At 56.4% G+C, this 20388-nt stretch carries 21 protein-coding genes; 3 read left to right on the top strand and 18 right to left on the bottom strand.

The features are described 5' to 3' along the window. Positions 1 to 22: 22 nt before the first annotated feature. From ACT8X9_RS01395 to ACT8X9_RS01370, 6 genes are all read right to left on the bottom strand, one after another. Positions 23 to 1354 (bottom strand): DUF512 domain-containing protein, encoded by a 1332-nt coding sequence (locus tag ACT8X9_RS01395; protein WP_444267872.1) that lies wholly within the window; start codon positions 1352 to 1354, stop codon positions 23 to 25. Positions 1355 to 1456: 102 nt separating this feature from the next. Continuing rightward, on the bottom strand, positions 1457 to 1636 hold the full coding sequence (gene rpmF, locus ACT8X9_RS01390; protein ID WP_015563707.1) for a 50S ribosomal protein L32: 180 nt from the start codon (positions 1634 to 1636) through the stop codon (positions 1457 to 1459). 26 nt (positions 1637 to 1662) lie between these two features. Continuing rightward, positions 1663 to 2163, bottom strand: a complete 501-nt coding sequence (locus ACT8X9_RS01385) for a YceD family protein (RefSeq protein ID WP_249234425.1) — start codon at positions 2161 to 2163, stop codon at positions 1663 to 1665. 145 nt (positions 2164 to 2308) lie between these two features. Then, on the bottom strand, positions 2309 to 2713 hold the full coding sequence (locus ACT8X9_RS01380; RefSeq protein WP_227619827.1) for an ATP-binding protein: 405 nt from the start codon (positions 2711 to 2713) through the stop codon (positions 2309 to 2311). 63 nt (positions 2714 to 2776) lie between these two features. Next, complete coding sequence (locus tag ACT8X9_RS01375; protein WP_444267871.1) at positions 2777 to 4108, bottom strand: glucose-6-phosphate isomerase; 1332 nt, start codon at positions 4106 to 4108, stop codon at positions 2777 to 2779. A 220-nt stretch (positions 4109 to 4328) separates the two neighbouring features. Continuing rightward, entirely contained in the window at positions 4329 to 5585 is a 1257-nt protein-coding gene (locus ACT8X9_RS01370) for a D-alanyl-D-alanine carboxypeptidase family protein (protein ID WP_444267870.1), read from the bottom strand. A 386-nt stretch (positions 5586 to 5971) separates the two neighbouring features. On the opposite strand from ACT8X9_RS01370, the gene mtaB reads away from it, so the two are divergent. The 3 genes from mtaB to ACT8X9_RS01355 all read left to right on the top strand — a co-directional run bounded on the left by mtaB (position 5972) and on the right by ACT8X9_RS01355 (position 9832). Beyond that, positions 5972 to 7267, top strand: coding sequence for a tRNA (N(6)-L-threonylcarbamoyladenosine(37)-C(2))-methylthiotransferase MtaB (gene mtaB, locus ACT8X9_RS01365; RefSeq protein WP_227619830.1), 1296 nt, complete (start codon positions 5972 to 5974; stop codon positions 7265 to 7267). A 246-nt stretch (positions 7268 to 7513) separates the two neighbouring features. Then, positions 7514 to 9067: a 4Fe-4S dicluster domain-containing protein gene (locus ACT8X9_RS01360; protein WP_444267869.1), complete on the top strand. Its 1554-nt coding sequence runs from the start codon at positions 7514 to 7516 to the stop codon at positions 9065 to 9067. A gap of 273 nt (positions 9068 to 9340) precedes the next feature. After that, positions 9341 to 9832: a pilin gene (locus ACT8X9_RS01355; RefSeq protein ID WP_444267868.1), complete on the top strand. Its 492-nt coding sequence runs from the start codon at positions 9341 to 9343 to the stop codon at positions 9830 to 9832. A 71-nt stretch (positions 9833 to 9903) separates the two neighbouring features. On the opposite strand, the gene gpmI is transcribed toward ACT8X9_RS01355, so the two are convergent. From gpmI to ACT8X9_RS01295, 12 genes are all read right to left on the bottom strand, one after another. Continuing rightward, entirely contained in the window at positions 9904 to 11430 is a 1527-nt protein-coding gene (gene gpmI, locus ACT8X9_RS01350; RefSeq protein WP_249234421.1) for a 2,3-bisphosphoglycerate-independent phosphoglycerate mutase, read from the bottom strand. Positions 11431 to 11535: 105 nt separating this feature from the next. Further along, positions 11536 to 12306, bottom strand: a complete 771-nt coding sequence (tpiA, locus tag ACT8X9_RS01345; RefSeq protein WP_227619834.1) for a triose-phosphate isomerase — start codon at positions 12304 to 12306, stop codon at positions 11536 to 11538. 84 nt (positions 12307 to 12390) lie between these two features. Then, the gene (locus ACT8X9_RS01340; RefSeq protein ID WP_227619835.1) at positions 12391 to 13599 is read right to left on the bottom strand and encodes a phosphoglycerate kinase; all 1209 of its coding nucleotides are present in this window, start codon (positions 13597 to 13599) and stop codon (positions 12391 to 12393) included. A gap of 320 nt (positions 13600 to 13919) precedes the next feature. Next, the gene (locus tag ACT8X9_RS01335; protein WP_444267913.1) at positions 13920 to 15158 is read right to left on the bottom strand and encodes a nucleotide sugar dehydrogenase; all 1239 of its coding nucleotides are present in this window, start codon (positions 15156 to 15158) and stop codon (positions 13920 to 13922) included. An 806-nt stretch (positions 15159 to 15964) separates the two neighbouring features. Beyond that, complete coding sequence (locus tag ACT8X9_RS01330) at positions 15965 to 16285, bottom strand: hypothetical protein (RefSeq protein WP_444267867.1); 321 nt, start codon at positions 16283 to 16285, stop codon at positions 15965 to 15967. A gap of 111 nt (positions 16286 to 16396) precedes the next feature. Beyond that, the gene (locus tag ACT8X9_RS01325; protein WP_444267866.1) at positions 16397 to 17185 is read right to left on the bottom strand and encodes a hypothetical protein; all 789 of its coding nucleotides are present in this window, start codon (positions 17183 to 17185) and stop codon (positions 16397 to 16399) included. Between the two features lie 23 nt (positions 17186 to 17208). Beyond that, positions 17209 to 17592, bottom strand: coding sequence for an SMU1112c/YaeR family gloxylase I-like metalloprotein (gene gloA2 / locus ACT8X9_RS01320; RefSeq protein ID WP_444267865.1), 384 nt, complete (start codon positions 17590 to 17592; stop codon positions 17209 to 17211). Positions 17593 to 17730: 138 nt separating this feature from the next. Further along, positions 17731 to 18123 carry a pyridoxamine 5'-phosphate oxidase family protein gene (locus ACT8X9_RS01315; RefSeq protein ID WP_444267864.1) on the bottom strand — a complete coding sequence of 131 codons (393 nt, stop codon included), beginning with the start codon at positions 18121 to 18123 and terminating at the stop codon, positions 17731 to 17733. A 49-nt stretch (positions 18124 to 18172) separates the two neighbouring features. Then, a complete protein-coding gene (locus tag ACT8X9_RS01310; protein ID WP_117805415.1) occupies positions 18173 to 18499 on the bottom strand; it encodes a hypothetical protein in 327 nt (108 codons plus the stop codon). A gap of 30 nt (positions 18500 to 18529) precedes the next feature. After that, the gene (locus ACT8X9_RS01305) at positions 18530 to 19639 is read right to left on the bottom strand and encodes a phospholipase D-like domain-containing protein (RefSeq protein ID WP_444267863.1); all 1110 of its coding nucleotides are present in this window, start codon (positions 19637 to 19639) and stop codon (positions 18530 to 18532) included. Between the two features lie 77 nt (positions 19640 to 19716). After that, on the bottom strand, positions 19717 to 20250 hold the full coding sequence (locus ACT8X9_RS01300) for a dTDP-4-dehydrorhamnose 3,5-epimerase family protein (RefSeq protein WP_444267862.1): 534 nt from the start codon (positions 20248 to 20250) through the stop codon (positions 19717 to 19719). Positions 20251 to 20322: 72 nt separating this feature from the next. Then, the coding region (locus ACT8X9_RS01295) for an AraC family transcriptional regulator (RefSeq protein ID WP_444267912.1) at positions 20323 to 20388 on the bottom strand (66 nt) is incomplete at its 5' end.

Raw genomic sequence — 20388 nt, 5'->3', positions numbered from 1 at the left:
CCTTTCACAAAAGGGGTAACGATTACGGTCTTCTCCGGCGGGCGATGTGGAGGCCGCTGCGCAGCAGGGCCTTGGCCTCGTCGCCGCCGCTGACGGGCAGGACTTCCACCTTCACACCGAGCCGCTGGCCCAGCTGCTCGATGGTGACATCGTCGAGGAAGGTGTCCTTCTCCTCCCGCAGCATCACGGCAGGCACCCCCAGCGTGCCGCTGGTCAGCCTGCCCTCGCACTGGGCGATGATGTCCGTCGCCGTGACGAGGCCCGCCACGCCGACGTTGCCGCCGAAGAAGTTGTTTTTGATGGTATGCACTGTCACCTCGATCATGGGGTACTGACGGTGCAGCTCGTCCATCATCTCGGTGATGAGGGGGGACGCCATCGTGCCGGTGACGACGTCCAGCTTCTTGGAGCCATAGACACGGTGGGGCTTTTCCAGCTCGGCCAGAAATTCCTGCCGGAAGAGGCTCATCATTCCCACGCCGTTTTCCAGCTGGTCATAGTCCTCATAGAACTCCGGGGCCGGGATGGGCCGGCCCGCCTTGAGGTACCACTCGTCGCTGGGGTAGATGATGCGCTTGCCGTGGCGGCGCTTGCACTCATCCCCAAACTCCTCCATGATGTCGATGACGGCGGCGCTGGTCTCGGCGTCGTAGGGCGTCTGCTTGAACAGGTTCTGCCGGTAATCCGTCACGCCGCAGGGCACCGCTGCCACGCTCTGCACCATCGGGGTCAGCTCCAGCAGGTCGGCGAGGGTGCGGCGCAGCTCGTCGCCGTCGTTGATGCCCCGGCAGAGCACCAGCTGACAATTGACGGCGATGCCGCCCTCCACCAGACGGGGCAGGTACCGGAGCACCTCGCCCGCCCGCTTGTTGGCCAGCATCCGGACCCGGAGCTGGGGGTTCGTCGTATGGACGGAGATGTTGATGGGCGAGATGTGCATCTTGATGATGCGGTCGATCTCGTGGTCCTGCATATTGGTCATGGTGATATAGTTGCCAAACAGGAAGGACAGCCGCTCGTCGTCGTCCTTGAAGTAGAGGCTCTCCCGCATCCCCGGCGGGAGCTGGTCGATGAAGCAGAACATACAGTGGTTGGAGCAGGAGTGCTTCTGGTCGCCCAGATAGGTGGAGAAGTCGCAGCCGAAGGGGCCGCGCTCCTCCCGCCGGACATCCCATTCCCGGATGCCGTCTGCCACCCTCGCCTTGAGGTGGAAGCTCTTGCTGTCGGTATAAAAATCGTAGTCCAGCGTGTCGTTCAGCTCGTTGCCGTCCACGCTCAGCAGCTCGTCGCCGCCAGCGAGGCCGAGGACAGCGGCCTCGCTGCCCTCTTCCACACGCTCGATCCGGATGGCCATGCTTTCACCTCACAGTTTCGTTCCCAGACAAAGCAAGAAGGGGAAGGCATTGCGCCCTCCCCTTCTGTACATAACACCAATGTGCCACCAATTCTGCGCAAATTAGCCCTTCTTGATGACTTCCTCGCCCTTGTAGTAACCGCAGTTGCCACATGCCTGGTGGGGGAGCTTCAGAGAGCCGCAGTTGCTGCACTTCACCAGTGCGGGGGCCTCCAGCTTCCAAACATTGCTGCGACGCTTGTCGCGGCGGGCCTTGGAAAGATGTCTCTTAGGTACTGCCATATTTTTGCACCTCCTTGATGGGTTTGTCAGTTCAGCAGTGATTTGAGTATCGCTAGCCTTGCGTCTGCGGGTTCGGCCTCAGCTTCTGCCGGAGGGCAGGTACATTCGGCCATCTTCTTCCCGCACCGGGGACACAAGCCCGGGCAGTCAGCGCTGCAAAGCAGCACCGTGGGGATCTGGAACATAAATTCCTGACAGAGCCATTCGTCTACATCCAGATGTCCTTTTTCGTCGAGGGGCAGGTCGAAATCCGGGTCATCCAAATCGCGCTCCCTGACCGTCCACTCTGCTTGCACCGTCTCTTCCCGTTCGACCGGGTCGAGGCAGCGGGCGCACTCTCCGTGCACCAATGCGTTTGCCCGCAGCGTCATCCGGATCTCGTCGCCATCCGGCACCGCCTCAAAGCGGGCCGACACCGGCTGCTCGATCCTTGCACCGGCAAAATCCTTGGCAGACAAATCACACTGAAACTCTGCAACATAAGGCTTCGTGCCGGATACGATAAACTTTCTCAGGTCAAATTGCATAGTACACCTCATAAAAGGCTGCTTTGTTAGTATAGCGCCAACACAGCCCTTTGTCAACACCAAAACAGGCAGAAAACCGAAAAAATTTCAAATTCTCCGGTTTCCTGCCTGTCTGGGATGGTTCAAATCAGAAATTTCAGCGTTTTTACAGGTACTTCTTCACATCGTGGGGCAGAGCAGACTCGTCGGCGCTGACCGTGACCGTGACCTTGACAGAGTCGCCGGCGGCAGCAGCCACCTCGTCCAGAACGACGCCCAGACGGTTGATGTCGTGATCCAGCACCTTCAGGATGCCGTCGATGTACAGGTCGGTGATGTCATAATTGCTTGCCAGCAGGCCGGCCACGAAGCCGTACAGCATCTCGCCGCCAGCGATCTTGTACTCGTCCAGATCGATGAGACGGGCTGCATTGTGGATCTCATAGGTCAGCTTCATGCCTTTCTCGACGACAACGACGTTGCCCTTGGAGGTCTTGACCGAATCATTGATCATGTCGATCATAGCCTTGGTCTTACCGGAGCCTTTGGTGCCAACAATCAGTTTAATCATAGTTCTGTCCTCCTGTATTTTCCACGCCTCGCGGCGGGAGATCATTTTTTGTTCCGCCAGATGTTACTTCAGCTTTGCTTCCAACTCAGCGGTCAGGTTCTCGTAGCCCGGCTTGCCCAGCAGTGCGAACATATTCTTCTTATAGCTCTCGACGCCCGGCTGGTTGAAGGGGTTGACGCTCAGCAGATAGCCGCTGCAGGCGCAGGCACGCCAGAAGAAGTAGATGAGGTAGCCCACATTATAAGCAGACAGGTCGTCCACCTCGATGACCACCTCGGGCACGCCGCCGTCGGTGTGGGCGAGGATGGTTCCCTCCATGGCCTTGCGGTTGACCACGCTCATGTTCTGGTCGGCGAGGAAGTTCAGGCCGTCGAAGTTGCCCTCGAGCTTCTCGATGAAGAGATCCTGTGCGGGCTTTCTGACGTCCACGATGGTCTCGAACATGGTGCGGGCGCCTTCCTGAATGAACTGGCCCATGGAGTGCAGGTCGGTGGAGAAGATGCAGCTTGCGGGGAACAGGCCCTTGTTGTCCTTGCCCTCGCTCTCACCGAACAGCTGCTTGTACCACTCGTTCATGAGGGTGAAGTTCGGCTCATAGCACTCGAGGATCTCGATGCTCTTGCCCTTGCGGTACAGGATGTTGCGGATGGCAGCATACTTGTAAGCGTCGTTGTCGGGGCTGAGGACGGAGAAGCGCTCCATGGCGTCGGCTGCGCCCTGCATCACCTCGTCGATGCTGATGCCAGCGGCGGCGATGGGCAGCAGGCCCACAGCGGAAAGGACGGAGTAGCGGCCGCCGACATCGTCGGGGACGACGAAGGTGGGCCAGCCCTGTGCGTCAGCCAGCTGCTTGAGGGTGCCCTTAGCGCGGTCGGTGGTGGCATAGATGCGCTTGTTGGCCTCTTCCACGCCCATCTCGTCTTCCAGCAGCTTGCGCAGCACGCGGAAGGCCAGAGAGGTCTCGGTGGTGGTGCCGGACTTGGAGATGACGTTGATGGAGAAGCGCTTGCCCTTGCACAGCGTGATGATGTCATTCAGATAGGTGGGGCTGATGCTGTTGCCGCAGAAGTAGATCTTCAGGCCGTTGTCCAGCTCGTTGTGGTACATACCCTTGACAGCCTCGATGACGGCGCGTGCGCCCAGATAGCTGCCGCCGATGCCGGCCACCACCAGAACGTCGGAGTCCTCGCGGATCTTGGCTGCTGCGGCCTTGATGCGGGCGAACTCTTCCTTATCGTAATCGCGGGGCAGATACATCCAGCCCAAAAAGTCGCTGCCGGGGCCGTCCTTGGCTTCCAGCGTCTTGTGTGCGGCCTCCACCTGCGGGTAGATGGCCTTGTATTCCTCTTCCTTGATAAAGCTGGAGAGGTGCTTCGTATTCAGAGCGAGACTCATTCTATCAAAACCTCCAAAACATTTTACGGGCACTCTGCCCGGCGAGGGTTTGTCTTGGTATAAGTGTACCGTTCCCGCCGGGCAAAGTCAAGGCCAAAATCCTCGCTTTTCATACAATTTTAATAGTGTTGTTTTGTCAGCTCTTACATCTTTTATACAAACGTCCAAGCTGTTCTTTGCCTGCGCTAACCGTTTTTGGCCGGTAGTGCGCCGTTTTCGGTCAGGATGCTCCGACGAGGCTCTGCCACAGCAGCCCGATGGCATCCCGGACGGTCATTCTGGGTGCATCGGCGGCAGCACGCACCTCATACTCCTCCAAAAGGCTTTCGCCCTGATAGACAGCAGCTTTGCCCACCGTCTGCCCCTGCTCCACCGGGGCTTCCAGCTCCTGCGGCAGGGTCAGCTCGGTGTGGAGGGCGGAGGCCGTCCCCTTCTCCACCAGCACCGTCCCGGGCAGGGCCGTGTAATCCAGCGGGACGCTGCCCGCCGCGCTTCCCTTGACCGCGATTTGGAGCGGCTGGACCTCGAGCTTGGGCAGGGGTGCGGCCTCATAGGCCCCGAAACCGTAGTCCAGCAGTGTCGTGGCGGCGTCGAAGCGGTCAGCACTGGACGGTGCCCCCAAGATGACCGCGATGAGGGAAAGTCCGTTCCGGGTGGCACTGGCTGAAATGCAGATGCCCGCCCCGCCGGTGGTGCCGGTCTTGAGGCCGGTGATGCCCTCGTACCGGCGGAGGAGCTTGTTGGTGTTGACGAGCTGGGTCTGTCCGCCCCGGAGGGTATCCGTCCAGATACCGGTATAATGCAGCACCTCGGGGCAGGTGTTCAGGATGGTGCGGCTCATGACGGCCACGTCCCGGGCGGTGGAAAGATGGCCCTCGGCGTCCAGTCCGCAGGCATTGCGGAAGGTGGTCTGCTCCATCCCCAGCGCAGCGGCGCGGGCGTTCATCTGCTCCACGAAGGCCGGCTCGCTGCCGCCCACCAGCTCGGCCACCGCCACGGCCGCGTCGTTGGCGGAGGAGACGCAGATGGCCTTTATCATCTCGTCCAGCGTAAAATGCTCCCCCGGCTCGAGCCAGATCTGACTGCCGCCCATATGATAGGCGTGCTCACTGACCGGCACCGGCGTCTCCATCGTCAGCCGCCCGTCGTGGACGGCCTCGAAGGTGAGGAGCAGGGTCATGACCTTGGTGATGGAGGCGATGGGCACCCGCTCGTCGGCGTTCTTCTCGTAGAGCACTCGGCCGCTGCCCTGCTCGATGAGGATGGCGGCGCGGCAGTTGAGCGAGAGCTGGGGCGCGGCAGCCGCCGCCGGGAGGGCTGCTCCCTCTGCCGCCTCCCCTGCATCGGCGCTGACGGCCCTCTCCTCCGGGTGCATGACGACCCGCAGACCCACCCCCTCCGCTGTGCCAAGGGCCAGTGCAAACAGCCAGAAGCAGAGCACGGCGGCACAGAGCGCCGCAAAATTCTTTCGTTCCATCCCTTGTCCCTCCCCGCAATGTCTGTCTGATTGCATTCTATGCAAAAAAAGAGGGCGGAATGCCCTTTTCTCTCCGGGAAAAATCTGCTATAATAGGATGGTTTGTTGTAAGGTATCAACCTCTCAGTCTCGCATTCGCTCGACAAGTCCGGGTTGTTGCCCCTACCGAGGGGAGCCTCTGGCGAAGAGAGAAAGCTTGCCGAAATGCCAAGGCCTCTCCTCAATAGGAGCAACGGCGACGACCGCCGCCAGTGGCGGAAACAGGGAGTCGCTGTTGGGGCCGCGGCCAGCAAGACGCAAGCGAAGCGCTGCGGATGCTGGGTGCCGCAACCCGGGCAGTGGTATTGCGAAGCAATGACGGAGAGGTTTTCAGAAAGGACACCCCCATGCGAGTTTGTTTTTATACCCTTGGCTGCAAGGTCAATCTGAACGAGACCGGCGCACTGGAGCAGATGTTCCGCTCCGCCGGTTTTACCATCGTGCCGGAGGGCGAAGAGGCCGACGTCTTCGTCGTCAACAGCTGCACCGTCACCAACTTCGGCGACCAGAAGAGCCGCAAGTGGCTCCGCCGGGCCAAGCGCGAGAACCCCGGCGCTGTGACGGTCCTCACCGGCTGCTATCCGCAGGCCTTCCCGGAGGAGGCGGCACAGTTCATGGAGGCCGACCTCGTCTGCGGCAACGGCGACCGGAAGGCCATCCTCGACAATGTGCTCAAGCTGCTGGACGGCCACGAGCGCATCGTCGCCATCGCCCCCCACGCCAAGGGCGAGCAGTTCGAGGAGCTGCCGGTGGAGCGGTTCGAGACCCACACCCGCGCCTTCATCAAGGTGGAGGACGGCTGCAACCGCCAGTGTGCCTACTGCGTCATCCCCCGTGCCCGCGGCCCGGTGCGCAGCCGCTCGGAGGAGAGCATCCTCGCCGAGCTGCGCCAGCTGGCCGCCTCCGGCTACCGGGAGGTGGTGCTCAGCGCCATTTCCCTGCCCAGCTACGGCCTCGACACCGGCACCGACCTCGTGGAGCTGGTGGAGAAGTGCGCCGAGGTGGAGGGCATCGAGCGGATCCGTCTGGGCAGCCTCGACCCCGATATGCTGACGCCCGAGTCCATCACCCGGCTGGCTGCGGTGGACAAGCTCTGCCCTCAGTACCATCTGAGCCTGCAGAGCGGCTGCAGCGCCACGCTGCGCCGGATGCGCCGCGTCTACACCGCCGAGCAGTATGCCGAGGTGGTCAGCCAGCTCCGTGCCGCCTACGGCGGGCGTCCGGTCAGCTTCACCACCGACTGCATCTGCGGCTTTCCCGGCGAGACGGAGGCAGACTTCCGGGAGAGCTGCGATTTTCTGAAGCAGATCGGCTTTTTGAAGGTCCATGTCTTCCCCTACTCCCGCCGCAGCGGCACCCCCGCCTACGACTTCCCCGATCAGGTGCACGAGCGGGAGAAGCAGGCCCGCAGCCGGGAGATGAACGCCATCGCCGAGGACATCCGCCGCGAGGTGCTGGCCGCCTACGAGGGCAGCGAGGACGACGTGCTGCTGGAAACGCCCCTGTCCGGCACCCTCTTCACCGGCTACACCCGGCTGTACATCCCCGTCGTGGTGTCGGCCCCGGGCCGCAAGAGCGGCGAGATCGTCCATGTCCGGCTGGGCCGTTACGATGGCGAGCGCGTCCGGGCAGAGCTGGCCTGAGTTTTCGCCGTTTCTTTGCTATTTTGTACAAATCCAAATATTCTCATTTGTGCAAGATATACCAGTTGTGAATTTCATAACGAATTTTGGACTTTCCCCTTTTCATCCCGAAAGGTTTATGCTACAATAAAAGTGGATCATTCGGGGCATCGGGCTGTTTGCAGCAGCCCAGTACCGACCCGCCCCGGATAAAGCCGCGTACCAGCGGCCTTTTGTTCTGTTGTTTCAAAGCAAGGAGAGATTGGAATGAGTTTCAGAGGAATCAATACGACGGTCATCCAGATCCGCCGCCAGGTGTTCACCGAGGTCGCACGGATGGCCTATGCCAACGTCAAGGGCGAGCAGGCGAACCACCTGATGCGCAAGATCCCTTACACCATCATCCCCGGTGAGGAAGGCAAGCTCCGCAAGGACATCTTCCTTGAGCGCGCCATCGTCGAGGAGCGCGTGCGTCTGGCCATGGGCCTGCCCACCCGCCGCATGGACGAGCACAACAGCGTCGTCTCCGGTCTGGAGGACGCTTCCATCGCCGATAAGTATTACGACCCCCCGCTGGTGAATGTCATCAAGTTCGCCTGCAACCGCTGCCCCGAGAAGCTGGTCAAGGTCTCCGACCTGTGTCAGGGCTGCCTCGCTCACCCCTGTATGGAAGTCTGCCCCAAGAAGGCCATCACTTGGGAGAGCGGCCGTTCCACCATCGATCAGGACAAGTGCATCAAGTGCGGCCGCTGCGTGACCGTCTGCCCCTACAACGCCATCGTCAAGACTGAGCGCCCCTGCGCCGCTGCCTGCGGCATGGGTGCCATCCACTCCGACGAGCTGGGCCGCGCTGAGATCGACTACAGCAAGTGCGTGTCCTGCGGCCAGTGTCTGGTCAACTGCCCCTTCGGTGCCATCGCCGACAAGGGCCAGATCTACCAGCTCATTCAGGGCTTTAACCGCGGCGACCGCATCTACGCCCTCGTCGCCCCTGCCTTCGTCAACCAGTTCCCGACGCTGGCCTCTACCGGCAAGCTCAAGGCTGCGCTGAAGGCTCTGGGCTTCTGTGACGTCGTCGAGGTCGCCATCGGCGCTGACCTGTGCACCGTGGACGAGGCCCACGACTTCCTCGAAGAGGTGCCTGGCAAGCTGAACTTCATGGCTACCTCCTGCTGCCCGGCATGGAGCATGATGGCCAAGACCGCTTTCCCGGATCTGGCCAAGAACATCTCCATGACCATGACCCCCATGGTCTTCACTGCCCGCATGATGAAGCAGGCCGACCCCGAGGCCCGTATGTGCTTTATCGGACCCTGCGCTGCCAAGAAGCTGGAGGCTTCCCGCCGCACCGTCCGCTCTGATGTGGACTTCGTGCTGACCTTCGAGGAGCTGGCCGGCATCATCGAGGCCAAGGACATCGATGTGGCCAATCTCGAGGTCGATCCCGATGAGATCGATCTGGTGCATGCTTCCGGCGCAGGCCGCGGCTTCGCTCAGTCCGGCGGCGTCGCCAAGGCTGTCGCCGATAAGATCAAGGAGTGGAAGCCCGATATGGACGTCAAGATCGCGTCCGCACAGGGCCTCGCCGAGTGCAAGAAGCTGCTGATGCTGGCTAAGGCCGGCAAGTACAACGGCTACCTGCTGGAGGGCATGGGCTGCCCCGGCGGCTGCATCGGCGGCGCAGGCACCATCGCCGACCCCGCCCGCACTGCCATCGCACTGAACAAGTACGTCAAGGAGGCTCCGTTCCAGGATCCTGAGCAGAGCGCCTTTATGACCAGCATCCATGTGCTGAAGGACGACCCCGACTTTGAGGTCTGATCTTCCCTGACCTCTGCCGCCTCCCGCCCGCCGGGAGGCGGCTTTTTTGCGCCTTCGGCCGCATTTGCGGTTTTTGCTACACAAAATATGTCCAATGTGAAACAGTTTTGTGAAACAATGACAAGGCAGATTGACTTTTTCTTCTGAATATGTTATTTTTGCGGTGATAAATCCTTCTCGTTCGTTCCGGCTGCGCAGCAGGAAGCAAATGCCCGCTCTGCACAGAACGCACGAATAGAGCCGCACCTGCGGCTGGAAAGGTCGATCTTTGCTATGATGATTTCTTTAAAGCATCTGAACAGACGCGTCGGGGCGATCCTCGTCTCGCTGCTGCTCCTCCTGACGCTGGCGGTCAGCGCCAGTGCCGCCGCCGTCAAGATGAGTGTCGGCGTCCGGTTCTGGCGGGAGACCGGAGATAAGGAGTCGATGGCCGACAGCGCCGTGGACACCGCCCGCGAAGCCACCCTCACCCGCCAGCCCAACGGCACCTTCACCCTCGAGCTTCCGGTCAAGCAGATCTCTTCCATGAACGTGACCGGTTCCCTCACCGGCATCCGCATCGGCGAGGTGAACTATGAGGGTACCCTGAGCGGCGAGCTGTCCAACGGCACCGCCGTGCTGACCCTCAAAAACCTGCCCGCCTCGGTGCTCACCGGCAGCGACTCCAATCAGGCGCTGGCCGTCACCTGCAGCATCAAGATGGACACCGTCCTCCTCGGTGACATCACCACCAGCGCGCGGATGTCCGTCTGGGTCGAGCGCTGAATACGCAGCACAAAAAGCGCCCCGCAGTTCGCAACAGAACTGCGGGGCGCTTGCTTTGTTTCAGGTAGTGCTTACTCGGCGATGATGCTCTTGCCGGTCATCTCGGCCGGGACGGGCAGGCCGATGTAGGGCAGCATGGTGGGGGCAATGTCGGCCAGACAGCCGCCCTCGCGCAGCTTCACGTCGCCGCAGCCGATGGCCACGAAGGGCACGACGTTGGTGGTGTGGGCGGTGAAGGGGGTGCCATCCGGGTTCTTCATCTTTTCGGCGTTGCCATGGTCGGCGGTCAGGAAGGCGCAGCCGCCAGCGTTCAGCACAGCGGTGACGACCTTCTCGACGGCAGCGTCCACAGCCTCGACGGCCTTGACTGCTGCCTCAAAGACGCCGGTGTGGCCGACCATATCGCAGTTGGCGAAGTTCAGGATGACCACGTCATACTTGCCGCTCTCGATGCGCTTGACGCACTCGTCGGCCACCTCGGGGGCGCTCATCTCAGGCTTCAGGTCATAGGTGGCCACCTTCGGGCTGGGGATGACGCAGCGGTCCTCGCCCTCGTAGGGAGCCTCAACGCCGCCGTTGAAGAAGAAGGTGACGTGGGCGTACTTCTCGGTCTCGGCAATGCGCAGCTGGGTCTTGCCGTTCTCGGACAGGTACTGGCCCAGAACATTCTTCAGCTCGACGGGAGGATATGCGACCTCACAGTTGGGCATGGTGGCGTCATACTCTGCCATGCAGACGTAGTTGACCTGCTTGCGGCCGCCGCGGCGCTCGAAGCCGGTGAAGGCGTCGTCGCAGAAGATACGGGTCATCTGACGGGCACGGTCGGGGCGGAAGTTCATGAAGATGACGGTGTCGCCGTCCTGCACGCGGCCACCCTCACAGGTGACGCAGGGCAGAACGAACTCGTCGGTCTTATCGTCGGCGTAGGATGCCTCAATGGCCTCCTGTGCGTTGGCGGCGTGGTTGCCCTCGCCGTAGACGAAGGCCGCGTAGGCCTTCTCCTCGCGGTCCCAGTTGTTGTCGCGGTCCATTGCGTAGTAGCGGCCGGAGACACTAGCGATCTTGCCGATGCCCAGCTCGTCCAGCTTAGCCTGCAGATCGGCGAGGAAGCCCTTGCCGGAGTGGGGGTCGGTGTCACGGCCATCGGTGATGCAGTGGAGGTAGACCTCCTTAGCACCCATGTGCTTTGCCATCTCCAGTACGCCGAACCAGTGGTCTGCGTGGCTGTGGACGCCGCCGGTGCCCACCAGACCCATCAGGTGGATGGCCTTGCCTGCGTCGATGGCGGCCTTCATGTTCTTGACGAGGACGGGGTTCTTGAGCATCTCGCCGTCGCGGATGGACTTGGTGATGAGGGTCAGCTGCTGGTAGACGATGCGGCCAGCGCCCATGTTGGTATGGCCCACCTCAGAGTTGCCCATCTGACCGTCGGGCAGACCGACTGCCATGCCGGAGGCGTCAATGGTGGTCATGGGGTATTTTGCCATCAGGGAATCGATGAAGGGCTTGTTGGCTGCGGCCACGGCGTTGCCGTAGGTCTCGTTGGGGGTCCAGCCAAAGCCATCCATGATACAGAGCAGAACAGGTTTCTTGGACATAAAAATGAGTCTCCTTTGAATGTTCAACAAACAGCGCCCGGCTCGATGCCGGAAATGCGGCGCAGCCGGGCGCAGGGAAAGCGTTTTTTCCGTCAGCGCTTACGCTCAGCCCTTGGAGGCAGCGTTAACGATGACAGCAAAGTCGGGAGCCTTCAGGGATGCGCCGCCGATGAGGCCGCCGTCCACATCCTTCTTGCTCAGCAGCTCCTCGCAGTTCTTGGCGTTCATGCTGCCGCCGTACTGGACCGTGGTAGCCTCGGCCACAGCCTCGCCGTAGACCTCGCCGATGACCTTGCGGATCTGAGCGCAGACCTCCTCGGCCTGCTCGGCGGTGGCGGTCTTGCCGGTGCCGATGGCCCAGATCGGCTCATAGGCAATGACGACATTTGCCATTTGCTCGGCGGTGACATCACGCAGGGCGATCTTGGTCTGCATCCGGACCAGCTCCTCGGTGACGCCCTCCTCACGCTGCTGCAGGCTCTCGCCCACGCAGATGATGACCTTCAGGCCGGCGTTCAGAGCGGCCAGAGCGCGCTTGTTGACGGTCTGGTCGGTCTCGGCGAAGTACTGGCGGCGCTCGGAGTGGCCGACGATGACGTACTCGACGCCCAGATCCACCAGCATATCTGCACTGATCTCGCCGGTGAAGGCACCGGACTTCTCGAAGTGGACGTTTTCAGCGCCAACATGGATGTTGGTGCCCTTGGTCTTTGCCACAGCCGTGACCAGATCGGTGTAGGGAGTGCAGATGACGACCTCGCAGGATGCGTCCTTGACGGCGGGGATCAGCTCGTCCACCAGAACAGCAGCCTCGGAGGCGGTCTTGTTCATCTTCCAGTTGCCAGCAATGATAGCCTTGCGCTTTGCCTTATCCATGATATGTTCTCCTTACCTTCTTATTGATAAAAACAGAAAGGTGCGGCGGCGAAACAGCCGCCGCACCCGTTTATGATGCCGGAATTATGCGTTCTGGATGACTGCGATGCCGGGCAGCTCCTTGCCCTCCAGATACTCCAGAGAAGCGCCGCCGCCGGTGGAGATGTGGGTCATCTTATCGCCCAGACCCATCTGCTGGACAGCTGCTGCGCTGTCGCCGCCGCCGATGACGGTGGTAGCGTCGCTCTCAGCCATTGCCTTGGCCACAGCCAGAGTGCCAGCTGCCAGAGTCGGGTTCTCGAAGACGCCCATGGGGCCGTTCCAGACGACAGTCTTGGAAGCCTTGACTGCATCAGCGAACAGCTTCATGGTCTCGGGGCCGATGTCGCAGCCCTCCATGTCAGCCGGGATGGCGGTGACAGGGACAACGGTGGTCTCGACGGGAGCGTCGATGGGGTCAGGGAAGTTCTCGACACAGGCAGTATCGACAGGCAGGAGCAGCTTGACGCCCTTCTCCTGAGCCTTTGCCATCATCTCCTTGCAGTAGTCCAGCTTGGAGTCGTCGCACAGGCTCTTGCCGACCTCATAGCCCTGTGCCTTGATGAAGGTGTAGGCCATGCCGCCGCCGATGATGAGGGTATCGACCTTCTCCAGCAGGTTGGAGATGACATTCAGCTTGTCAGCGACCTTTGCGCCGCCCAGAATGGCGGTGAAGGGACGGACGGGATCGTTCACGGCGTTGCCGAGGTACTTGATCTCCTTCTCCATCAGGTAGCCGACAGCGGTGTCCTTGATGTAGTCGGTGACGCCTGCGGTGGAGCAGTGTGCACGGTGGCAGCTGCCGAATGCATCGTCAACATAAGCGTCGGCCAGAGAAGCCAGCTCCTGAGAGAACTCGGGGATGTTCTTGGTCTCTTCCTTGCGGAAACGGGTGTTCTGCAGCAGGACGACGTCGCCGTTGTTCATGGCAGCGACAGCAGCCTTTGCATTCTCGCCCACGACGTTGTCGTCGTCAGCAAACACGACGGTCTTGCCCAGCTTTGCGCTCAGAGCCACAGCAACGGGTGCGAGGCTGAACTTTGCCTCGGGGCCGTTCTTCGGCTTGCCCAGATGGCTGCACAGGATGACCTTTGCGCCGTCATTGACCAGCTTCTGGATGGTGGGCAGAGCCGCATTGATGCGGTTCTCGTTGGTGATGACGCCGTCCTTCATGGGGACGTTGAAATCGCAACGGACAAGGACCTTCTTGCCGCAGTAGTTCTGATCGTCGATCGTCTTTTTACCTAAACCCATAGTGATTATTCTCCTCTCAATTCATTCTTCGGAATCGAATTTCGCTCACTCTCGGGGCCTTGACCCCTATGACACTATTATAAACAAAATGTGTGTGTATTGCAAGGACGGCGGATGGATAATTTATTAACAAACTTTTCCCGGGATATTCTGGAATTGTGTCTATTTTGACAGTGGCTTGACAAAGAGCAGCCTCTCAGTCTGCTTCGCAGACAGCTCCCCTAGCGAGGGGAGCCTCTGGCGAAGAGGGAAAACTTTACGGAATGCCAAGGCCTCTCCTCGATAGGAGAGGTGGCACGCCGTAGGCGTGACGGAGAGGTTTAGTCTCTCCGGAACAGGTCGCGGGTGTAGACCTTCTCCTGTACATCATCGAGGCAGCTGTCATAGCGATTGGCAATGATGGCCTGACTCCGCTTTTTGAACGCCTCAAGGTCGTTTACCACCTCGCTGCCAAAGAAGGTCGTGCCGTTCTCCAGCGTCGGCTCGTAGATGATGACGGTCGCTCCCTTGGCCTTGATCCGCTTCATGACGCCCTGAATGGAGGACTGACGGAAGTTGTCGGAGTTCGCCTTCATGGTCAGGCGGTAGACTCCGATGACGCAGGGCTTCTCCTCCCTTGCATCGTACTCGTTCTCCTCCCCATAGCTGTAGTAGCCCGCCATCTGAAGCACCCGGTCGGCGATAAAGTCCTTGCGGGTGCGGTTGGACTCCACGATGGCCTCGATGAGGTTCTCGGGCACGTCGGCGTAGTTGGCAAGAAGCTGCTTTGTGTCCTTGGGCAGGCAGTAGCCGCCGTAGCCGAAGCTGGGGTTATTATAATGTGTGCCGATGCGGGGGTCGAGGCAGACGCCCTCGATGATCTTCTGGGTGTCAAGGCCCTTCATCTCGGCATAGGTGTCCAGCTCGTTGAAGAAGGAGACGCGGAGCGCCAGATATGTGTTTGCAAACAGTTTGACGGCCTCTGCCTCTGTGAAGCTCATGAAGAGGGTCTCGACATCTTTCTTGATGGCCCCCTCCTGCAGCAGATGGGCGAAGGTGTGGGCCGCCTCCACAAGGCGGTCGTCCTTCATATCCGTACCCACGATGATGCGGCTGGGGTAGAGATTGTCATACAGCGCTTTGGACTCCCGCAGAAACTCCGGGCTGAAGATGATGTTCCTGCACTGATATTTTTCCCGGATCGAAGCCGTGAAGCCCACCGGGATGGTGGACTTGATGACCATGATGGCCTCGGGGTTCACCTTCATCACCAGCTGGATGACCGCCTCCACCGCAGAGGTATCGAAGAAGTTCTTCCGGCTGTCGTAGTTGGTCGGGGCGGCAATGACCACGAAGTCCGCGTCCCGGTAGGCCGCTTCCCCGTCCAGCGTAGCGGTCAGGTCGAGATCCTTTTCTGCAAGGTATCGTTCAATGTAGTCATCCTGAATGGGAGACTTTTTGTGGTTGATCTGCTCCACCTTCTCCGGCACGATGTCCACAGCGGTAACATGGTGGTGCTGGCTCAGCAGGGTGGCGATGGACAGGCCGACATAGCCTGTGCCTGCAACGGCAATGTTCAGTTTTTCGAATGCTCTCATGGCTTTCGCTCCTACGACACAACTATAAAATGTTCGGCGGCTTCTGTTTTATTGTATCATGAAGCAGGCCGAACAGCAAGCAAGGATAAACAAAAAACACCCTTCCTCTCACGGAAACCCGTAAAAGGAAGGGTGTCGGACTCACTTATTGGCATCCGTGCTTTTCAGCACGACACCTCAAGCACTTCTGAGCGTAGAGCCGTGATCAGCAGTTCTCAGCGAAGTACTTAATGGTACGGACCATCTGAGAGGTGTAGGAGTTCTCGTTGTCGTACCAAAACCGGCTTGTTCATATCAAGATTATACCACGTTTCAGCGTTATTTTCAAGTTTTTTCGCAATTTTGTATTTTTGGATGTTTTTGCATCCTTGTGCGTTTTATGCGTATACATTTTTCATGTGATATCGCGTGCATTCCTCGGAGCGTCCGGGGCCCGGGGCATCCGCCGGGCGCGTTCGCCCTGCCCAGATGCGCTCCTCTGCTGCCTCTTTTGCTGAAATTTCGCCGGAAGTGATTTTGGGAGATGGTGTGGGAAATAGTGCATTTTTGTTCGATACGGAACATTTTTATTATAAAACCGCATGGTCTTGGAAAGTGAAAGTTGTATGCTCGTATAGGTGGGGTGCTAAGTTTCCAAAGTGTCCGCGGTGCGGAATCACCATGGAGCATGAGTGCCAACTCTTCTGTGACCGCTGCGGCCAAAAGCTGAACTGGAGTGGTCCTGATGATGTAGAAGTACGGTACATAGGGTGGGATTTTCATTTCAAACTATATAGGGCAGATCGTGCTTACTTCATAGCTTCCATCATGAGCCTGATTCCGACTTTCAGCCCTTCCTCAAAAGCAGTCTTCTCCCATGCGCAGCACACCGTCCCCTGCCGGTCCATGATCTTTTCCCAGAGCGGCATCTTATCTCCAACATAGCCATCTACAAGTCTATTCATTCCGTCCAAGCTGCGCAGCCACTCTTCCAGTTCCTTTTCTTTGGCCTTTGCAACTTTCCCGGCAGCTGTGTTTTTCTCTACTGGATTATTCTCCGTGTAATGCTCGTAGATCAGATCCAGCAGGTTCTCCACCGGCGGATAATACTCCGGCTCCGTTTTCTTCATGTACTCTTCCAGCATCTCTCTTAATTTTTCTATAATGCTACCCTCCTTCCCAACTGAGATTCACATCCTCAGTTACGGCACATATTACCGCACACTTCTGTACATAGCAACCTATTTTTTGCGGGCTTTTGGACGGCCCATCTTCTCCTTTACCTCATCTGGCACATCGATCAGACCGAACCGATAGAACATCCCGTAGATGTAGGTCACGCCTCGAATATCGCCCAGCGCTTTTGGGCGGTCTACCACTTCTCTTTTAATATTCTTCAGCGTCAGCAGCACCGAGCTCCACGCCAGACTTTTGCTGTTTTCCCAGCGGTCGATCCAGAGTTCCTTTGTATACTCGCCGTTCCGACCTTTCCGTACCTCATAAGAAAATGGCAAACCGGAGTAGGTTTTGAATCGCACACCGGAATAACTAACAACCACATCCCAGAAGTTTTCTTCTGTCGGGTTTTCTCTCCATCGCTTCATGGCTCTGAATCTTCTCTGCCGCTCTGCTCCAACACTGATCTTCTCTTTATCAGCTGTACTCGGAAAGTACACGCCTTTTTTATAAGGCAGGTATGAGGTGACGGAGGCTTTGGAAAGCTGAAGAGTGTTTGCAGTTGAGAGTATGGAGGTTTTGTAGTCTTGTGTTTCTCGGTATTCTTCAAAGGTACCCTGTACCTTCTTTGCCACTTCCGATTCATACACACCGGCCGTGATGAGTAGCTTTCTTACTTTGATGGGGTTTAGAGCTAGAGCATCTGCGTTGTCTTGGAGGGAGCATTCCTCCTCATAAAGTGCCACAGCACTTTCCATCTGCTCCTTCAGATTCTTCCTGGCATCGTACTCCGGCTTCAGCTTCTTCCGACCTCCGCCGGGTTTCCGGGGCTTATACGCTCTTTTCTCTCCCATAGTTCACATTGTCTCTCCATCCCTTACTCATGTAACTCCAGCGGCAGTCCGTCCGGGTCATGGAAGAAAGTCATCTTCTTTCCGGTGTAATCATCCACACGGATTGGCTCACATTCAATCCCAACCTCCGCCAGCTCATTCACTGTCTGTTCCACGCTATCAACGCAGAACGCAAGGTGACGTAGGCCGCAGGCCTCTGGGCGATTAACACGCTTCGGTGGATTTTCCTCAGCGAAAATCTCAAGTTCCGTAAGTTCATTGACACGAAGATCCAGCTTCCAATCCTTGCGCTCCGGGCGATAATTTTCTCGGATAACAGAGAATCCCAGCTTGTTCACATAGAAATCCTTTGCGGCTTCGTAGTCAGATACGATAATTGCGATGTGGTGTATTTTAGATAAGTTCATTTTGTGTCACGCTCCATTTCTTTTATTCGCATTTCATTCCAATTTTATTTTCGTTTTAAACTATATATCGGTTTTCAAAATATGCCGTGCGTGTTTCGGACTCAGATTGGAGCCTATGTTCCACACACGGCAATATTATTAGAACTTGATCACTTTCGGCTCATGGGTGAAAGAACTAATGGTAGTCACACCATTCTTAAAGTAGAACACCTCAGTGTTGCCATCATCTGCAGCATACATCTTCTTCAATCCTGGATAAGCATCCAGCATAGATTCTCTCGCTTCAACACGGTCATCCTCTACCAGTTCACCGGCAACGCGAATCCACTCGCCGCCTTTGAATGCACACAACTCTACTTTCGGATTAGCATGCAGCTGCTTGGAAACATCCTTCTTCTTGCCAGTCTGGATGTACAGCTTGCCTTCAAAAATATGTGCCGTGCCAAATGGGCGCACTCTCGGCTGGTCGCCTTCGACCGTTGCCAAGTAATATGTTTCAGCTTCTTTTAAGAACTTTACGATTTCTTCCATTTTATTCTTTCCTTTCCCACACGGTCGTGTGATTTATAGTTTTATGGTTTTATTTCAGCTTTTCCAGAATCTCATCTGCGCTCACACCGCTGGCCAGCAGCTTCTTCAGCACAGCTTCGGCCTCGGCTTTCTTTGCTTCTTCGGCGGCCTTGGCATCTGCCTTCGCCTTTTTCGCTTCCAAAGAGGTCAACTCTTTTTCAGCTTTCTTCAGCGATACCTTCTTCTCTTTCAGGTCGGCTTTCAGAGCATCGATATTTGCGGTGATGGTAGCGATTTCTGTGTTCAGGGAAGCGATGGTTTCCTGCTTTTCTACGATTTGGGATGCGAAGTCGTTGGTGATCTTGGGGCGATTTTTGCTTCCTTTAGTTCTGGGCATAGGTGTGTCCTTCTTTCGATTTATAGTAGTTTAAGTATTATCAATATCCGGGTTAATTCTTGATGCTTTCCAACGCTCTGTAAAATCTATTGCGACCTTTAGTGCTTTCAAAATGTAATCCATTCCTTCAAGGAATTCATCTCCTTGATCAAAAAACGTTCGATGTACATCATCGTACATTTCGGAAACTTCCTGCAGTGCCTTCTCTGAATAATAGTCCGTCATGTCATCAATCGCAAGGTATGCATATTTAGATTGCATTATTTCGTCAAATTTGTCATGTCCATCAAAAGTTGCTAAGTTATACAGCGCACCATCTTCTGATACAGTTTCTTTTAGGCCCTCAATATCAAGACTTTCAAATTCGTCCTTCAAATCCTCAAGTTCTGAATTAAACTGCTCATTTTCTTCATCATAACAATCTTCAGCTGCTGAACTCACATCTTCAAGTTCCTCTAAATCCCGATAGATGTTGCCCAATTCATCAGTGTCTATAAAAATCGTGTCTGCAACCACAAGCCTTGTCCTTTGATAGTCTGTATAAACATCTCTTGGCAGAATATTGTAATGATGTTCAAACTTTGCATAAAGAGACAAGAGAAAAAGATGAAATGCATTAAAATTGTCATCAAGGTAAGAAAGCGACTCGCTTGCCACCTTATCAAAAAACTCAGAATACAATTTACTTATAAAATCTCTATCCTCAATAAGAATTCCCGTTTCAATATTATCTGCACTTTTATTTGAAAAGTTCGCCGACCCAATATAAACTATGTCTTCTGTTCCTATTATTTTTGCATGATTATGAACATTGAAATATGGCAAAAAATTACCCGAAAAATTTTCAGGATTCAATTTTGCAATGTATATTTGAATATTACGTCTTGCGGTTTTCCTCATACTTCTCCCAGCTTCATTGTCGAAGTATTCTTCCATTCGTGAGGGCACATTCGTTATAAGCTGTATTTCCGCATCCGTGTCTCTCAATGCTTCGAACAATTTGTCTTGCCTTTGATTTCTCGAAATATTATATGTAATTATCCTGATTATACTTGCGTTTGGAAAGTGCTCTAAGACTTCTTTATAGTTCAATTCTCCTCTATTTGAAACAAATCTTCCACCTGTAAATGATAGTTCCATATAGATTTCCTCCGTACTCTTTCTCTTCTATCATATTTGATGGGGTATAACTTGCGTAAAGCTAAGCTGAATTGGCTCTATGCCTTAATTAAACCACACTGCGCCAGTTCTTGCAAGGATTTAGCACTTTTATCTTTTTCCGATATTATATACGCTCCTTCCAGCCACGACTCACCTTCCCAGACAAAATCCGAATCATACCGCACAGCCTTGGCAGCTTCACCGCAGAAATCATTATCCACACACCACTGCATCAAGGTATCATCTTCCAATGTTAGGTATCCATGCGCAAAACCTCTGGGAATCAGCATCTGCTTTCGATTTTCAAAAGACAGCACCGTACTGTATGCATGACCGAAGGTTTCTCCTGGACGCAGATCTACGGCTACATTGAAGATTGAACCGTGCAGGCAGGACACCAACTTCGCCTGGGCGTGTTCCCCTTCCTGAAAGTGCAGTCCACGCAGCGTGAACGCTTTTTTGCTGTATCCCTGGTTGATCTGTCGAACAGTAAAATTTATAGATTGGTCGTATGGCACGGCAAGATATCCTCTGAAGTCTTCAAAGACTGGGACTGTGAGTATTATTGGCTTCGTTCGTCTTGTATCCATTGTTGGGTTCCTTTTTTATTTTCGTTTCAAACTATATGCTTTTTAGGAAAACACAGGGTGTTCTCCCCTGTGTCACCACTGCTTCCGATATTCTCTTGGACTGCAGCCTTCAACCTTGCGGAAAAGCCTACTAAAATA

This window comes from Faecalibacterium sp. (assembly GCF_052358865.1).
GTDB lineage: Bacteria > Bacillota > Clostridia > Oscillospirales > Ruminococcaceae > Faecalibacterium > Faecalibacterium butyricigenerans.
This window is presented reverse-complemented; position numbering and strand designations above follow the sequence as displayed.

Coding starts and splice junctions, on each gene's coding strand:
- ACT8X9_RS01395 (WP_444267872.1), bottom strand. CDS start 1,354: ATGGCCATCCGGATCGAGCGTGTGGAAGAGGGCAGCGAGGCCGCTGTC.
- rpmF (WP_015563707.1), bottom strand. CDS start 1,636: ATGGCAGTACCTAAGAGACATCTTTCCAAGGCCCGCCGCGACAAGCGT.
- ACT8X9_RS01385 (WP_249234425.1), bottom strand. CDS start 2,163: ATGCAATTTGACCTGAGAAAGTTTATCGTATCCGGCACGAAGCCTTAT.
- ACT8X9_RS01380 (WP_227619827.1), bottom strand. CDS start 2,713: ATGATTAAACTGATTGTTGGCACCAAAGGCTCCGGTAAGACCAAGGCT.
- ACT8X9_RS01375 (WP_444267871.1), bottom strand. CDS start 4,108: ATGAGTCTCGCTCTGAATACGAAGCACCTCTCCAGCTTTATCAAGGAA.
- ACT8X9_RS01370 (WP_444267870.1), bottom strand. CDS start 5,585: ATGGAACGAAAGAATTTTGCGGCGCTCTGTGCCGCCGTGCTCTGCTTC.
- mtaB (WP_227619830.1), top strand. CDS start 5,972: ATGCGAGTTTGTTTTTATACCCTTGGCTGCAAGGTCAATCTGAACGAG.
- ACT8X9_RS01360 (WP_444267869.1), top strand. CDS start 7,514: ATGAGTTTCAGAGGAATCAATACGACGGTCATCCAGATCCGCCGCCAG.
- ACT8X9_RS01355 (WP_444267868.1), top strand. CDS start 9,341: ATGATGATTTCTTTAAAGCATCTGAACAGACGCGTCGGGGCGATCCTC.
- gpmI (WP_249234421.1), bottom strand. CDS start 11,430: ATGTCCAAGAAACCTGTTCTGCTCTGTATCATGGATGGCTTTGGCTGG.
- tpiA (WP_227619834.1), bottom strand. CDS start 12,306: ATGGATAAGGCAAAGCGCAAGGCTATCATTGCTGGCAACTGGAAGATG.
- ACT8X9_RS01340 (WP_227619835.1), bottom strand. CDS start 13,599: ATGGGTTTAGGTAAAAAGACGATCGACGATCAGAACTACTGCGGCAAG.
- ACT8X9_RS01330 (WP_444267867.1), bottom strand. CDS start 16,285: ATGAAGAAAACGGAGCCGGAGTATTATCCGCCGGTGGAGAACCTGCTG.
- ACT8X9_RS01325 (WP_444267866.1), bottom strand. CDS start 17,185: ATGGGAGAGAAAAGAGCGTATAAGCCCCGGAAACCCGGCGGAGGTCGG.
- gloA2 (WP_444267865.1), bottom strand. CDS start 17,592: ATGAACTTATCTAAAATACACCACATCGCAATTATCGTATCTGACTAC.
- ACT8X9_RS01315 (WP_444267864.1), bottom strand. CDS start 18,123: ATGGAAGAAATCGTAAAGTTCTTAAAAGAAGCTGAAACATATTACTTG.
- ACT8X9_RS01310 (WP_117805415.1), bottom strand. CDS start 18,499: ATGCCCAGAACTAAAGGAAGCAAAAATCGCCCCAAGATCACCAACGAC.
- ACT8X9_RS01305 (WP_444267863.1), bottom strand. CDS start 19,639: ATGGAACTATCATTTACAGGTGGAAGATTTGTTTCAAATAGAGGAGAA.
- ACT8X9_RS01300 (WP_444267862.1), bottom strand. CDS start 20,250: ATGGATACAAGACGAACGAAGCCAATAATACTCACAGTCCCAGTCTTT.